Genomic DNA, 15,820 nt, shown 5'->3' on the forward strand with positions numbered 1-15,820 from the left:
TCGACCCGGCCATCACCGGCGAGCCTCCGGAAGAAAGGCGCGACCCGGCGCCGAGTAGAACCGGACGGGTGGGCCCGTCACAGCCTCCGACGAGCGGTGGACCGGTTCCTCGAGGACACGGTCCGCAAGCGGGGTGGTACCGCGGCCCGGCACCTGAGTCGTCCGCCAGGACGGCGTGGGGAGCCGACGTCGTCCTCGCAGTGCACCACGACGACCCGTACCGCCCGCTCGTTCAGGAGAGCCCGCCCATGGCCTACCCGCTGCACCGCACGTCCGACGGCGCCGCCGACGCGCCCACCGCCACGCCCGGCGAGGCGTTCGGCATCGCCGGCGTCCCCGCGTCCCCGCAGCTGCCGCAGATCGAGCGCGACGTGCTGGCGTACTGGGAGGCCGACGACACCTTCCGCGCCTCGGTGGCCAAGAACCCGGCGGGGGAGCACGGCGAGAACGAGTTCGTGTTCTACGACGGCCCGCCCTTCGCCAACGGCCTGCCGCACTACGGCCACCTGCTGACCGGCTACGTCAAGGACGTCGTGCCGCGCTACCAGACCATGCGTGGCAAGCACGTGGAGCGCCGCTTCGGCTGGGACACCCACGGTCTGCCCGCCGAGCTCGAGGCGATGAGCCAGCTCGGCATCAAGACCAAGGACGAGATCCTCGAGCTCGGGATCGAGAGCTTCAACGACGCCTGCCGCTCCTCGGTGCTGAAGTACACCGCCGAGTGGCGCGACTACGTCACCCGCCAGGCGCGCTGGGTCGACTTCGACCACGACTACAAGACCTTCAACCCCGACTACATGGAGTCGGTGATCTGGGCGTTCTCCGAGCTCCACCGCCAGGGGCTGGTGTACGAGGACTTCCGCGTCCTGCCGTACTGCTGGAACGACCAGACGCCGCTGTCCAGCCACGAGCTGCGCATGGACGACGACGTCTACCAGAACCGCCAGGACCCGGCGGTGACGGTGGGCTTCGAGGTCCTGACCGTGCCGGAGCGCGCCGCGTCGGCCGGGCTGACCGCGGGCGACCGGCTCCTCACCTGGACCACGACGCCGTGGACCCTGCCGTCCAACCTGCTCGTCATGGTCGGGACCGACATCGACTACGTGGTCGTCGAGGCCTCGCCGACGGGGTCGCCGCAGCGGTTCGTGCTCGCCGAGGCGCGCCTGGACCACTACGCCCGCGAGCTGACCGACGAGGGCGCCGAGGCCCCGCGCGTCGTGGCCCGGCTGACCGGTCGCGACCTGCTCGAGACCACCTACGCCCCGCCGTTCTCCTACTACGCCGGTCGCGAGCGCGCCCACCGCGTCGTCGAGGCCGACTTCGTGACCACCACGGACGGCACCGGCCTGGTGCACTCCGCCGGCGCCTTCGGCGAGGACGACAAGATCGTCTGCGACCGCGAGGGCGTGGCCAGCGTCATGCCGGTCAAGGCGGACGGCACGTTCACCGCACCGGTCGAGGAGTACGCCGGCCTGCAGGTGTTCGACGCCAACGCCCCGATCATCGACCACCTCAAGGCCCGGACCCGTGGCGAGGCCGACACGGGGTCCGTCAGCGCCGGGACGGTGCTGCTGCGCCGCGAGTCCTACGACCACGCCTACCCCCACTGCTGGCGCTGCCGGCAGCCGCTGATGTACATGGGCGTGTCCTCCTGGTTCGTCGAGGTCACGAAGATCAAGGAGCGGATGCTCGAGCTCAACGAGCAGATCGCCTGGACCCCGGACCACATCCAGCACGGCCAGTTCGGCAAGTGGCTGGAGAACGCCCGCGACTGGTCGATCACGCGCAACCGGTTCTGGGGCTCCCCGGTGCCGGTGTGGAAGTCCGACGACCCCGCCTACCCGCGCGTCGACGTCTACGGGTCCTTCGCGGAGATCGAACGGGACTTCGGGCGGCTGCCGCGCAACGCGGCGGGCGAGCCGGACCTGCACCGTCCTTTCGTCGACGACCTCACCCGGCCGAACCCCGACGACCCCACGGGGCGCTCCACGATGCGTCGCGTCGAGGACATCCTGGACGTCTGGTTCGACTCCGGCTCGATGCCGTACGCCCAGGTGCACCACCCGTTCGAGAACGCCGACTGGTTCGAGCACCACTACCCGGGCGACTTCATCGTCGAGTACATCGGCCAGACGCGCGGCTGGTTCTACACGCTGCACGTCCTGGCCACGGCGCTGTTCGACCGCCCGGCCTTCCGGTCGGCGGTCTCGCACGGCATCGTGCTGGGCTCCGACGGGCGCAAGATGAGCAAGTCGCTGCGCAACTACCCGGACGTCACCGAGGTCTTCGACCGGGACGGCTCGGACGCCATGCGGTGGTTCCTCATGGCCAGCCCGATCCTGCGCGGCGGCAACCTCGTGGTGACCGAGGACGGCATCCGGGACGCCGTGCGCCAGGTGCTGCTGCCGCTGTGGAGCACCTACTACTTCTTCACCCTCTACGCGAACAGCGCGCAGGACGGCGCCGGGTACGTCGCGAAGCCGGTCACGGGCGACCGCGTGCCGGGTCTGCCGGCCCTCGACCGCTACCTGCTGGCCCGCACGCACGACCTCGTCGGCACCGTCACCGAGCAGCTCGACGCCTACGACGTCGCCGGGGCGTGCGAGACCGTCCGCGAGCACCTCGACGTGCTGACGAACTGGTACGTGCGCACCCAGCGCGACCGCTTCTGGGCGGAGGACGCCGACGCGTTCGACACCCTGTACACCGCCCTCGAGGTGCTGTGCCGCGTCATGGCCCCGCTGGCCCCGCTGGTCACCGAGGAGATCTGGCGCGGCCTGACCGGCGGCCGGTCGGTGCACCTGGCCGACTGGCCGAGCCTGGAGGCGCCCGCCGGCGCGACCGTCGGCTGCGCCGAGGCCGAGGCGCTGGTCGCCGACGACGCACTCGTGGCCGCGATGGACGAGGTGCGTGCGGTCGTGTCCTCGACGCTCGCGCTGCGCAAGGCCCACCAGCTCCGCGTGCGCCAGCCCCTGGCCCGCCTCACGGTCGCGGTGCCGGACCCGGAGGCGCTCGCGGGCTACACCGGGCTGCTCACCGGGGAGCTGAACGTCAAGGCCGTCGACCTGGTCCTGGCCGACGCCGCGGCCTCCGAGCGGTTCGGGATCACCGAACGGCTGGCGGTCAACGCCCGGGCGGCCGGGCCACGCCTCGGTCGCGGGGTGCAGGCGGTCATCAAGGCGGCCAAGGCCAGGGCGTGGCACCAGGCCGACGGCGAGGTCGTCGTGACCACCGACGACGGCGACGTGCCGCTGCTCGCCTCCGAGTACGAGCTCACCACCGTGGTCGGCGACGAGGCCGGCGCCGACGTCGCGGCGAGCGTGCTGCCGGGCGGCGGGTTCGTCGTCCTGGACCTCGCGCTCGACGACGCCCTGCGTGCCGAGGGGTACGCCCGCGACGTCGTGCGTGACGTCCAGGATGCCCGCAAGGCCGCCGGGCTCGAGGTGAGCGACCGCATCGCGCTGACGCTCGAGGTCCCGGCCGGCGACGTGGAGGCCGTCGAGGCGCACCGCGACCTCGTCATGCGCGAGACGTTGGCCACGTCGATGACGGTGACCGGCGGCGACGGCGAGCGCACCGTCCAGGTGGCCAAGGCCTGACGCGGCCCGGCCCGCTCGCCCTCGCGGGTCAGGACGGCTCCTCGCGGGTCAGGACGGTTCCTCGCGAGTCAGGACGCCGCGTGGCGAGTCAGGACGGATCCGTCCTGACTCGCCGCGTGCGGTCCTGACTCGCCGCGTGAGGTCCTGACTCGCGACCGGGTGCCCTGATTCGCGGGACCGTGCCCTGACCCGGCAGGGGAGGGTGCGTGACCCGTGCGCTGATCCGGCGGCCGGTCGCGTAATCTCGTGGCGTGAGCGACGAGCAGGGCAAGACCAAGAAGCAGAAGGCCGACGAGCGCAAGGCGGCCCGCGCCGCGGCGGAGGACGCGGCCGCGTCCGAGGACCTCGAGCGCATCTACGCCCACATCGTCTCCCGCGCGCCGGAGCACGACGTCTCGCCGACCCTCGACCGGGTCGCGCGGCTGCTCGAGCTGCTCGGGGACCCGCAGCGCACCTTCCGTGCGATCCACCTGACCGGCACGAACGGCAAGTCCTCCACCGCGCGGATGGCCGAGCGCCTGGTCCGGGAGCACGGGCTGCGCACCGGGCTGTTCACCTCCCCGCACCTGAGCAGCGTCACCGAGCGCATCCAGGTCGACGGCGAGCCGCTCGGCGCCGTCCGGTTCGTCGAGACCTGGAACGACGTGTACCCGTACGTCCAGGTCGTCGACGCGGAGCTGGAGGAGGCCGGGCAGTCCCGCCTGAACTTCTTCGAGGTCCTCACCGGTCTCGCCTTCGCCGCCTTCGCCGACGCGCCCGTCGACATCGCCGTGCTCGAGGTCGGCATGGGCGGCACCTGGGACACGACCAACACCGCCGACGCCGACGTCGCCGTCATCACGCCGATCAGCGTCGACCACGAGAAGTGGCTGGGGTCGACGCCGGCGGAGATCGCCGCGATCAAGGCCGGCATCATCAAGTCCGACGCGACGGCGTTCTCGGCCGTGCAGCGTCCCGAGGTCGACGAGGTCCTCGCCGAGCGGGCCGTCGAGGTCGGCGCCCGGCTGCTGCGCGAGGAGGTCGACCTCGAGGTCGTGGCGCGCCAGGTCGCCGTCGGCGGGCAGATGGTGACGCTGCGCACCCCGCTGGCCACCTACACCGAGATCTTCGTCCCGCTGCACGGTGAGCACCAGGCGCACAACGCGCTCCTGGCGCTCGCGGCCGCCGAGCAGGCCCTCGGGGGCCGTGCCCTGGACGGGGGAGCCGTGGAGACGGCGTTCGCGGACGTCAGCGTCCCCGGGCGGCTGGAGCTGGTCCGGTCCAGCCCGACCGTGCTCGTCGACGTCGCGCACAACCCGCACGGCGCCGAGGCGCTGGTGGCGGCCCTCGACGAGGCGTTCACGCTGCGCACCGTGGTGGGCGTCGTCGGGCTCATGGCCGACAAGGACGCCGAGGGGCTGCTCGCCGCGCTGGAGCCGGGGATGTCGCAGGTCGTGCTGACCCGCAACTCCTCGGACCGGTCGGCCGACCCGTTCGCCGTGGCGGAGATCGCCCGGGAGATCTTCGGCGACCACCGGGTCCACGTCACCGAGCGCCTGGACGAGGCGCTGCAGGTCGCCACGGACCTGGTCGAGTCGGCGGACACGGTCGGCATCGGTCACGGCACGGGCATGGTGGTGACGGGTTCCGTCGTCACCGTGGCGGACGCCCGCCTCCTCCTCGGCCGCGGCTGACGGGCACCGACGCCGGGCGGGTGGTTTTCCCGCGCACGCTGCGACGTCTCCGGCACGGGTGTTGGATAGGGATCGGACACCCCGCGCTGAGGAGGTTGTGCGATGAAGAAGTTGCTTGACGACCCGGCACAGGCCGTCACCGATTCGCTCCGAGGATTCGGTCTGGCCCATGCCGACCAGGTCTCGGTGCACACCGAACCCAACTTCGTGACCCGGGCCGGCGGGACGCCCGCCGGGCAGGTCGCCGTCATCAGCGGCGGCGGCTCCGGGCACGAACCGCTCCACGCCGGCTTCGTCGGAGCGGGCATGCTGGACGCCGCCGTGCCCGGGGAGGTCTTCACCTCGCCGACGCCGGACCAGGTCCTGGCGGCGGTGCAGGCCGCCGACGCCGGGGCCGGCGTGCTGCTCATCGTCAAGAACTACACCGGCGACGTGCTGAACTTCGAGACGGCCGCCGAGCTGGCCGAGGCCGAGGGCATCGAGGTCGCCAGCGTGCTGGTGAACGACGACGTCGCGGTGGAGGACTCGCTGTACACGGCCGGCCGTCGCGGCGTGGCGGGCACCCTGGTGGTCGAGAAGGTCGCCGGTGCCGCGGCCGCCCGGGGCGCCTCCCTGGCGGAGGTCGCCGCGCTGGCAGAACGTGTCGTGGCCGGGGTGCGCTCCATGGGCGTGGCCCTCACCGCCTGCACCGTGCCCCACGTCGGGCGGCCGAGCTTCGACCTGGCGGACGACGAGGTCGAGATCGGCATCGGGATCCACGGCGAACCGGGCCGTCAGCGCGTCCAGGCGGCCGGGGCCAGCGACATCACCCGCCGGCTGGTCGACTCCGTCCTCGACGACATCGACCTCGCCGCGGGGTCCCGGGTCCTGCTCTTCGTCAACGGCATGGGCGGGACGCCCGCCAGCGAGCTCTACGTCGTGTACGGCGTCGCCCGGCAGATGCTGGCCGACCAGGGCGTCGAGGTAGTGCGCTCGCTCGTGGGCAGCTACGTGACGTCCCTGGAGATGCAGGGGGTGTCGGTGACCGTCGCCGTCCTCGACGACGAGCTCCTCGAGCTCTGGGACGCGCCGGTCCGGACCCCGGCCCTCACGTGGTGACCGAGCTCGACGTCGGATGGGCCGAACGATGGATCCGGCAGGCGGCGAGCGACCTCAAGGCGGGCCGTGACGAGCTGACCGAGCTGGACCGCCGCATCGGGGACGGGGACCACGGCAACAACATGGACCGCGGCTTCACCGCCGTCGTGGCCAAGCTCGACGGCCAGGAGGCACCCGCCGAGACGGTCGGGCAGGTGCTGAAGCTGGTCGCCACCACCCTGATGTCCACCGTGGGCGGGGCGTCCGGGCCGCTGTACGGCACGGCGTTCCTGCGGGCGTCGAAGGTCGTGGACGAGGCCACGGCGGACGCGGGCCACCTGGTGTCCCTCCTGGAGGCCGCCACGGAGGGCATCGTCGCCCGCGGCCGCGCGCACGTGGGGGAGAAGACGATGGTCGACGCCTGGCAGCCGGCCGTCGAGGCCGCCGAGAGCGCCGCGGAGTCCGGTGACGCCCTCGCCGTGCTGCGGGCCGCCGCGGAGGCGGCGGAGGCGGGTGCGGTCGCCACCGTCCCGCTCGTGGCGACCAAGGGCCGTGCCTCCTACCTCGGCGAGCGCAGCGCGGGCACGGAGGACCCGGGCGCGCGGTCGACGGCGATGCTGCTGGCCGCGGCCGTGACCGCCGCGGAGGGAGCGGCGGCGTGAGCGTCGCCCTGGTGCTCGTCTCGCACTCGACACGCCTGGCCGACGGCGTCGCCGAGCTGACGGCCGAGATGGCGCCGGACGTCGTGGTGCGCTGCGCGGCGGGCGACGTCGACGGCGGGCTCGGGACCTCCCTCGAGCGGGTGCAGGAGGCCCTGGACGCCGCGCTCGCGGGTGCCGCGTCCGCCGTCGTGCTCGCCGACCTCGGGTCGGCGGTGCTCACCGTGGAGTCGGCGCTCGAGATCGACCCCGACCTCACGCGCCGCGTGCGCCTCGTCTCGGCCCCGTTCGTCGAGGGTGCGGTCGCCGCGGCGGTCACGGCCCAGCAGGGCGCGGAGCTGGACGGCGTCGTGGCCGCGGCCGAGGACGCCGCCCGGTCCATCGGACCGGAGCCGGTGTACGAGCTCGTCGAGTCCTCGGGGGCCGAGGGGCCCCCGGTCGCGGCGACGGGCACGCAGGGCGAGGTGGTCCCCGAGCCGGGGGCACCGTCGTCGGGAGCCGCGGACGAGGTCAGCACCGTCGTGGAGATCCGCAACCCCCTCGGGCTGCACGCCCGTCCGGCCGCCGTCGTCGCCCGCTCGGTGGCGGACCTGGGCGTGCCCGTGACGGTCGAGGGGGCGGACGCGACCAGTGTGCTCGCCCTGATGTCGCTGGGCACGACTGCGGGGCAGCGGGTGACCGTCACGGCCCGGGGCGAGGGCGCCGACACCGCGGTCGCGCTCGTGACGGGACTCATCGAGGGTGGCTTCGGCGAGGCGTGAGATCGGTCACCCCGCCGCCGGCGGGAGGGCCCCGCGGGCCGGATACCCTGGGACGGTGAGCCGCACGAAGGACGACCGCCCCCGCCCCGGCGACCGCATCACGCCGCGCAAGCCGGCGAAGGTCCAGTTCGCCGCGACGATGCTCCAGCTCGAGGCGTTCGTGGTGCTGTTCGCGGCGCTGGCCCTGTACGGCCTGCGCGACTCCGAGTTCGAGCGCGGACCCCTGGTCATCGACTCCATGGCGGCGATGTGGACCGTCACGGGTGTGCTCTTCGTGGTGCTGGTGGTGCTCTCCCGGCTGGTCTCGCGGCCGGGCGGGTACGTCGCCGGCACGGTGGTGCAGGTCCCGGTGCTGGCCCTGGGGCTGCTGCTGCCGATGATGTTCCTCGTGGCGGGGATCTTCGTCGTCCTGTGGGTCGTCGCGCTGCGGCTCGGCGCCCGCATCGACGCCGAGCGCGCCGCGTACGACGCCGAGAACCCGGGCACCGCACCCAACGCGTGAGCGCCGCGCGGTTAGGGTGACGGCATGACCCAACCGACCACCTCTGCCATCGAGCGCACGCTGATCCTCGTCAAGCCGGACGGCGTCCGGCGCGGCCTGTCCGGCGAGATCCTGCGGCGCGTCGAGGCCAAGGGCTACACGCTCGCCGCCGTCGAGCTCGTGCACGCCACCCCCGAGCAGCTCGCCACGCACTACGCCGAGCACGAGGGCAAGCCCTTCTACGCCCCGCTGGTGGACTTCATGCTGTCCGGCCCGACCCTGGCCGTCATCGCCGAGGGCGACGGCGTCATCGCCGGGTTCCGGTCGCTGGCCGGGGCCACCGACCCGACCGCCGCGGCGCCGGGCACGATCCGCGGCGACCTCGGCCGCGACTGGGGCCTGAAGGTCCAGCAGAACCTCGTGCACGGCTCGGACTCGCCGGAGTCGGCCGACCGCGAGATCGGCATCTGGTTCCCGCAGTCCTGACGTACCGACCCGCGGTACCGCCCCGACGCCGCACGGCGCCGCGGGCGGAGGGACGTCCTCCGCCCGCGGCGCGGCCGCCGGGAACGCCGGGGCAGATGCGCGGGTTCCTCGGCGACGGCGGATAGGCTCGCCGTCGTGCACCTCAAGACGCTCACCCTGCGCGGCTTCAAGTCGTTCGCCTCGGCGACGACGCTGAGGTTCGAGCCGGGGATCACGTGCGTCGTCGGTCCCAACGGGTCCGGCAAGTCCAACGTCGTGGACGCCCTGTCCTGGGTGATGGGGGAGCAGGGTGCCAAGTCGCTGCGCGGCGGCAAGATGGAGGACGTCATCTTCGCCGGCACGGCGGGTCGCCCGCCGCTGGGCCGTGCCGAGGTCTCGCTGACCATCGACAACACCGACGGCGCGCTGCCGATCGACTACACCGAGGTCACGATCTCGCGGACGCTGTTCCGCAGCGGCGGGTCCGAGTACGCCATCAACGGCAGCACCTGCCGGCTGCTGGACGTCCAGGAGCTGCTCAGCGACTCCGGCATCGGCCGGGAGATGCACGTCGTCATCGGCCAGGGGCAGCTCGACGCCGTGCTGCGCGCCACGCCCGAGGAGCGGCGCGGCTTCATCGAGGAGGCCGCGGGTGTCCTCAAGCACCGCAAGCGCAAGGAGAAGGCGCTGCGCAAGCTCGAGGCGATGGCCGGCAACCTCGCCCGGCTGACCGACCTCACCACCGAGCTGCGGCGTCAGCTCGGCCCGCTGGGCAAGCAGGCCGAGGCGGCCCGCAAGGCCCGGGCGGTGCAGAGCGAGGTCCGTGACGCACGGGCCCGGCTGCTGGCGGACGACCTCGCCCAGCTCGGTGCACGGCTCGAGCAGGAGCGTGCCGACGAGGCCGCGCTGAAGGAGCAGCAGCGAGCCACCGAGGAACGGCTGGCCACGAGCCGGCGGCGGCTGACGGGGCTCGAGGCGACCGCGGCCGGGACGGGTCGCGCCGCCGCGCGCGCCTCGGAGACCGTGCACGCCCTGGACGGGCTGCGCGAACGCCTGCGTGGGCTGGGTTCGCTGGCCGACGAACGGGTGCGGCTGCTCGGCACGGCCGAGCCCGAGCACCGCGGCCAGGACCCGGACGAGCTCGACGCCCAGGCCGAGCGCGCGCGGGTGTCCGAGGCGGAGCTGGCCCGTGAGGTGGAGCTGGCCCGCGAGGCGCTCGAGGCCGCCGAGGCACGCCGCGCGGACGCCGAGCGCGTCGCCCAGGACGCGGAGCGCGAGCTCGCCACCCTGCACCGTGGGGCGGCGGACCGGCGGGAGGGGCTGGCCCGCCTGGCCGGTCAGGTGTCCACGTGCCGCAGCCGGGTCGAGGCGGCCGACGCGGAGATCGAGCGGGTGCGGGACGGGCTCGCGGAGGCCGAGCGCCGCGCGGAGGAGGCCGCCCGGGAGTTCGCGACGCTGGAGGCGGAGGCCGTCGGCGCCGAGGCCGGTGAGGAGGGGCTCGACGCCGAGCACGAGCAGGCCGCCGAGGACCTCGCCCGCGCGCGGGAGGCCGTCGACCGGCTCACGGACCTCGTGGCGACGGCCGAGAAGGACCGCGCGACCTGGTCGGCCCGGGTCGAGGCCCTCGAGCTGAGCCTGGACCGCAAGGACGGCGCCGGCGCGCTGCTCGCCGCCGACCAGCCGGGCGTGCTCGGTTCCGTCGCGGCGCTGCTCGGCGTGGAACCGGGGTTCGAGGAGGCGGTGGCCGCGGCGCTCGGCCCGTTGGCCGACGCCGTGGCGGTCGAGAGCCTCGAGGCCGCCGTGGACGCTCTGCGGCTGCTCCGCGACGACGACGGCGGACGGGCGGGTCTCGTGGTCGGCGCGTCGGCGCCCTCCGCGACGGGCCGGGACCTGGGTGAGCTGCCGGCCGGCACGCGACCCGCGGTGGACGTGGTCACGGCCTCGGGAGCGGCCGGTGCCGCGGTGCGGACGCTGCTCGCCGACGTCGTGGTCGTCGAGGACCTGGCCGAGGCGCGGGCGCTCGTCGCCGCGCGCCCCGACGTCGTCGCCGCCACCCGGGCGGGCGACCTGCTCGCCGCGCACCGTGCCTCCGGCGGTTCGGCCGCCGCGCCGAGCGTGCTGCACCTGACCAGCGCCCTGGACGAGGCGCGTGCGGGACTCGAGGATGCCGAGCGCCGCGCGCAGCGGCACGGGGACGAGCTCACCGCCGCGCGCGGGGCGCGTGACGCCGCCCAGGAGCGCCACGACGAGACGCTCGGGCGGCTGCACGAGTCCGACGCCGCGCTCGCGGCGGTGGCCGAGCAGCTCGGGAACCTGGGCGCGGCCCGGCGTGCCGCTCAGACGGAGGCGCAGCGCCACCGCGCGACGATGGACTCCGCGACCGAGCGGCGCCGCACCGCGCAGGAGGAGCTCGTCGGGCTGCAGCGCCGGCTGGAGGTGGCCGAGGCCGAGCCGGCCCGTTCGGAGGAGGACGTGGCGGCGGCGACCGCGGCGCGCGATGCGGCGCAGCAGGCCGCGACGGCGGCGCGCCAGGCGGAGACGGAGACGCGGCTCGCCCTGCGCACGGCCGAGGAACGGGCCCGCGCGGTGGCCGGGCGTGCCCAGGGGCTCGCCCGGGCGGCCGAGCAGGAGCGGCAGGCGCGGGAGCAGGCGGCGCTGCGCGCACGCCGCCGCGCGGCGCAGGCGGCCCGGGCGGCGGAGGTGCGGGCGGACGTCGGCACCGCGCTCGACTCCCTCGGCCGCTCGATCGAGCGCGCCCGGGACGAGCAGGCTCGCGCCCGGGCCGACCGGGACCGGCAGCGACGGGAGGTCGACGAGGTGCGGGCCGAGGCGGAACGTCTGGCCGGCGAGCTGCGCGACCTGACGGACGCGGCGCACCGGGACGAGGTCGCGCGGGCCCAGCAGGTCGCGCGGCTGGAGCAGCTGCAGACGCGCGCCGTCGACGAGCTCGGCACGGATCCCGACGTGCTCGTCGAGGAGTTCGGCCCGCACCACCCGGTGCCCGTGGCCCGCCCGGCGGACGCCGCCGAGGACGACCCGGACCCGGCCCCCGTCCCGTACGTGCGCGCCGAGCAGGAGAAGCGGCTGGCGTCGGCGGAACGCGCCCTCAAGCGGATCGGCACGGTCAACCCGCTCGCGCTGGAGGAGTTCGCGGCCCTGGAGGAGCGGCACCAGTTCCTCGCCGACCAGCTCGCGGACCTGAAGAAGTCGCGGGAGGACCTGCTGCAGATCGTCGCCGACATCGACGACCGGGTGCAGCAGGTGTTCGCCGAGGCGTTCCGGGACACCGCCGAGCAGTTCGAGGGTGTGTTCTCCCGGCTGTTCCCCGGCGGCGAGGGCCGCCTCGTCCTCACCGACCCCAGCGACCTGCTCACCACGGGCCTGGAGATCGAGGCCCGGCCGGCGGGCAAGAAGGTCAAGCGCCTGTCGCTGCTGTCCGGGGGCGAACGGTCGTTGACGGCCGTCGCCTTCCTGGTCTCCATCTTCAAGGCGCGCCCCAGCCCGTTCTACGTCATGGACGAGGTCGAGGCCGCCCTGGACGACGTGAACCTGGGGCGCCTGCTGGAGATCTTCCGCGAGCTGCGCGACGACTCGCAGCTCATCGTCATCACCCACCAGAAGCGCACGATGGAGATCGCCGACGCCCTGTACGGCGTGACGATGCGCGGCGACGGTGTGACGACGGTCATCTCCCAGCGGTTGAGCGAATCCGCCGAGGCGGGGTGACAATGCTGCCGTGGTCACGTTCGTCGTCTGGTCCCTCGCCTCGCTGCTGCTGTGCGCAGCGGTGTTCCTCGTGGCGAGCGTGATGGAGAACGGGGACGACGACGGCGAGGGTCTGCGCGGCTTCGTCCGGGACTTCCGGGCCGGGCTGAGGAACCGGGGCGCCGCCCCGCCCCCGCCCCCGGTGGACACGGACATGGACGCCTTCTTCGCGGCCAACGTCGAGGAGGCGCCGGGGTACGTCGACGCCGACGAGCTGTCGGACGCGCTGCAGCGCGCCCAGGGCCGCGTCCGTCCGCACGCCCCGGTCATCCGGCCCCTGGGCTCCGTCCGTCCGCGCGCCCCGAGGACCGGGTCGTCGCCGCCGGCCGGCGACCGCTGACGTCCCTCCCGCCCGCGGTCTGGGAGACTGAGGGACCGTGACTGACTTTCTCTGGCTCTGGATCCTTCTGGGTGTCGTCGTGGTCGTGGGGTTCGGCTCCGCGCTCGTCGTCCCCCGCCTGCGTCGTGGCCGCTCCGACGGCTCCGCGACCATCACCCGGCCGCCGGAGGCGGCCGAGCACGCCGCTGACGACAGCGCCGGCGCCGAACCCGCTGCGACCGCGACCGCGGTCCTGGAACGTCCCGCCCCGGCCGAGGGCCGCATGGTCCGGCTGCGCGACCGGCTGGCCCGGTCCGGCTCGCCGCTGGGTGCCCGGCTGCTGACGATGCTCTCGCGCGAGCAGCTCACCGAGGACGACTGGAACGAGATCGAGGAGACGCTGCTGCTGGCGGACCTCGGCACCGGCCCCGCCGAGGAGCTCCTGGAGGCGCTGCGCACGCGGGTGCGGGTGCTCGGTGTGCGCGAGCCGGCAGCGGTGCGCGACCTGCTGCGCGAGGAGCTGCTGAAGATCGTGGACCCGACCCTGGACCGGTCCCTGGCGCTGGACCGGCCCGTGGTCGACGGCGAGACCAAGCCGGCGGTCGTCCTCATGGTCGGCGTCAACGGCACGGGCAAGACCACGACGGTCGGCAAGCTCGCCCGCGTCCTGGTCGCGGAGGACAAGTCCGTGGTGCTCGGTGCCGCCGACACCTTCCGTGCCGCGGCCGCGGACCAGCTGCAGACCTGGGGCGCGCGCGTCGGGGTGGAGACCGTCCGGTCCGACCGGGACGGCGCCGACCCGGCCGCGGTGGCGTTCGACGCCGTGCGGACCGGCGCCGCGGACGGCGCGGACGTCGTCGTGGTGGACACGGCCGGACGCCTGCAGAACAAGGCGGGCCTGATGGACGAGCTCGGCAAGATCTCCCGCGTCATCACGCGCGAGGCGCCGCTGGGGGAGGTCCTGCTCGTCCTGGACGCCACGACCGGGCAGAACGGGATGCAGCAGGCGAAGGTCTTCTCGGAGGTCGCCGGCGTGACCGGCATCGTGCTGACGAAGCTCGACGGCACGGCCAAGGGCGGGATCGTCGTCGCCGTCCAGCGCGAGCTCGGCGTGCCCGTGAAGCTGGTCGGGCTCGGGGAGGGACCGGACGACCTGGCGCCCTTCGACCCCGAGGACTTCGTGGACGGGATCCTGGGGCTCTGACCCGGGGTCACGGGCGGATCACGGGAAGGTCACGACGGCCCCCAGGTGTCTCGCAGTCCGGACAGAAACTGGATGTTTACCCTCGGTGGGCGTTCGTCACACGGACGTAACGTCCGGACACTCCAGGTGAAACCCCGCGACGTCACGGTGGTCACCGACCGGCCACACGGGCTGGCGAGGGGAGTAACACACGATGGAGCTGGATACCGGAGTGACCGCGTGGATGCTGACCTCAGCATCCCTCGTGCTCCTGATGACGCCGGGACTGGCGTTGTTCTACGGAGGCATGGTTCGCGGCAAGTCCGTCCTGAACATGATGATGATGTCCTTCGGCGCGATGGCCGTCGTGGGGGTCATCTACGTCCTGTGGGGCTGGTCGATGTCCTACGCCACCGGCGTGGGGCCGGAGGGCTACTCGCTCTTCGCCAACCCGTTCGAGCAGTTCGGTCTCGGCGGAGGTGCGATCCTCGACGAGTCCGGCGGGTTCGTCGGTGAGGGCCTGCCCGTCGTCGTCGACGTCGGCTTCCAGGCCACCTTCGCGATCATCACCGTCGCGCTCGTCTCCGGTGCGCTCGCGGACCGCGTCAAGTTCGGCACCTGGATGGTCTTCGCGGGCCTCTTCGCCACGCTGTCGTACTTCCCGCTGTCGCACATGGTCTGGGGCGGCGGTCTGCTGTCCGACGCCGGGCCGTTCGTCTTCGGGGACGCCGCGCCGATCGACTTCGCCGGCGGCACCGTGGTGCACATCAACGCCGGTGTGGCCGCCCTCGTGCTGGCCCTGATCGTCGGCAAGCGCAAGGGCTTCGGCCGCGAGCCGATGCGTCCGCACAACCTGCCGTTCGTCATGCTCGGTGCCGCCCTGCTGTGGTTCGGCTGGTTCGGCTTCAACGCCGGTTCCGCCTACGGCGCCGACGGTGCCGCGGGTCTGGCCTGGGTCAACACCACCACCGCGGCCGCCGCGGCGATCATCGGCTGGCTCGTCACCGAGAAGCTGCGCGACGGCTCGGCCACCTCCCTGGGTGCCGCCTCGGGCGTCGTCGCCGGCCTGGTCGCGATCACCCCCGCCGCGGGCGACGTCTCGCCGGTCGGCGCGATCTTCGTCGGCCTCGTCGCCGGTGTGCTGTCCGCCTTCGCGGTGGGCCTGAAGTTCCGGTTCGGCTTCGACGACTCGCTCGACGTCGTCGGCATCCACCTCGTGGCCGGCCTGTGGGGCACGCTGTCCCTCGGCTTCTTCGCCACCGGCACGGGCCTCTTCTACGGCGGCGACTTCGCCCAGCTCGGCGTGCAGGCGGTCATCGCGCTCGTCGCGATGGTCTTCGCCGGTGTCGTGACCCTGGTGATCGGACTGGCCCTCAAGGCCACCATGGGCTGGCGCATCCCGGAGGACGCCGAGGTCAGCGGCATCGACCTCGCCGTGCACTCCGAGACCGCGTACGAGACGATCCAGCAGGGTTCTGTCATCAAGGAGGTTCGTTCATGAAGCTCGTCACCGGAGTCATCCAGCCGCACCGGCTCGACGACGTGAAGTCCGCTCTCGAGGCATCGGGGGTCCGGGGCATGACCGTCAGCGAGGCCAGCGGGTACGGCCGGCAGAAGGGCCACACCGAGGTCTACCGCGGTGCGGAGTACACCGTGGACCTGGTGCCGAAGGTCCGGATCGAGGTTCTCGTCGGTGACGCGGACGCCGCGTCCGTCGTCGACGTCGTGGTCAACGCGGCGCAGACCGGCAAGATCGGTGACGGCAAGGTCTGGACGGTCCCGGTCGAGGACATCGCCCGGGTCCGCACCGGCGAGCACGGCGACGCCGCGCTCTGACG

At 73.6% G+C, this 15,820-nt stretch carries 12 protein-coding genes; all 12 read left to right on the forward strand.

Going from position 1 to position 15,820, the window contains the following annotated elements; genetic code table 11:
• Positions 1-248: 248 nt before the first annotated feature.
• The 12 genes from ileS (at position 249) to Q6350_RS08130 (ending at position 15,818) form a co-directional block, all read left to right on the forward strand.
• Complete coding sequence (ileS, locus tag Q6350_RS08075; RefSeq protein ID WP_305065918.1) at positions 249-3,599, forward strand: isoleucine--tRNA ligase; 3,351 nt, start codon at positions 249-251, stop codon at positions 3,597-3,599.
• Positions 3,600-3,850: 251 nt separating this feature from the next.
• Entirely contained in the window at positions 3,851-5,272 is a 1,422-nt protein-coding gene (locus Q6350_RS08080; RefSeq protein ID WP_305065919.1) for a folylpolyglutamate synthase/dihydrofolate synthase family protein, read from the forward strand.
• Positions 5,273-5,374: 102 nt separating this feature from the next.
• Positions 5,375-6,370 carry a dihydroxyacetone kinase subunit DhaK gene (dhaK, locus tag Q6350_RS08085; protein ID WP_304603635.1) on the forward strand — a complete coding sequence of 332 codons (996 nt, stop codon included), beginning with the start codon at positions 5,375-5,377 and terminating at the stop codon, positions 6,368-6,370.
• Positions 6,367-7,011, forward strand: coding sequence for a dihydroxyacetone kinase subunit DhaL (gene dhaL, locus Q6350_RS08090; protein ID WP_304603636.1), 645 nt, complete (start codon positions 6,367-6,369; stop codon positions 7,009-7,011). Before dhaK ends, dhaL begins: the two co-directional genes overlap by 4 nt.
• Complete coding sequence (gene dhaM, locus Q6350_RS08095) at positions 7,008-7,769, forward strand: dihydroxyacetone kinase phosphoryl donor subunit DhaM (protein ID WP_304603637.1); 762 nt, start codon at positions 7,008-7,010, stop codon at positions 7,767-7,769. The genes dhaL and dhaM overlap by 4 nt, the downstream gene beginning before the upstream one ends.
• A 55-nt stretch (positions 7,770-7,824) precedes the next feature.
• Positions 7,825-8,271, forward strand: a complete 447-nt coding sequence (locus Q6350_RS08100) for a DUF4233 domain-containing protein (RefSeq protein ID WP_304603638.1) — start codon at positions 7,825-7,827, stop codon at positions 8,269-8,271.
• A gap of 24 nt (positions 8,272-8,295) precedes the next feature.
• Positions 8,296-8,736, forward strand: coding sequence for a nucleoside-diphosphate kinase (gene ndk / locus Q6350_RS08105; protein ID WP_304603639.1), 441 nt, complete (start codon positions 8,296-8,298; stop codon positions 8,734-8,736).
• A 135-nt stretch (positions 8,737-8,871) separates the two neighbouring features.
• Positions 8,872-12,441: a chromosome segregation protein SMC gene (gene smc, locus Q6350_RS08110; protein ID WP_304603640.1), complete on the forward strand. Its 3,570-nt coding sequence runs from the start codon at positions 8,872-8,874 to the stop codon at positions 12,439-12,441.
• Between the two features lie 10 nt (positions 12,442-12,451).
• Positions 12,452-12,820, forward strand: coding sequence for a hypothetical protein (locus tag Q6350_RS08115; RefSeq protein ID WP_304603641.1), 369 nt, complete (start codon positions 12,452-12,454; stop codon positions 12,818-12,820).
• Between the two features lie 37 nt (positions 12,821-12,857).
• Positions 12,858-14,003 (forward strand): signal recognition particle-docking protein FtsY, encoded by a 1,146-nt coding sequence (gene ftsY, locus Q6350_RS08120; protein WP_305065920.1) that lies wholly within the window; start codon positions 12,858-12,860, stop codon positions 14,001-14,003.
• 193 nt (positions 14,004-14,196) lie between these two features.
• Positions 14,197-15,483 (forward strand): ammonium transporter, encoded by a 1,287-nt coding sequence (locus Q6350_RS08125; RefSeq protein WP_304607337.1) that lies wholly within the window; start codon positions 14,197-14,199, stop codon positions 15,481-15,483.
• A complete protein-coding gene (locus Q6350_RS08130) occupies positions 15,480-15,818 on the forward strand; it encodes a P-II family nitrogen regulator (protein WP_171246855.1) in 339 nt (112 codons plus the stop codon). Before Q6350_RS08125 ends, Q6350_RS08130 begins: the two co-directional genes overlap by 4 nt.
• Positions 15,819-15,820: the final 2 nt, after the last annotated feature.

Origin of the sequence: Isoptericola sp. b515 (assembly GCF_030588125.1) — a bacterium.
GTDB lineage: Bacteria > Actinomycetota > Actinomycetes > Actinomycetales > Cellulomonadaceae > Isoptericola > Isoptericola sediminis.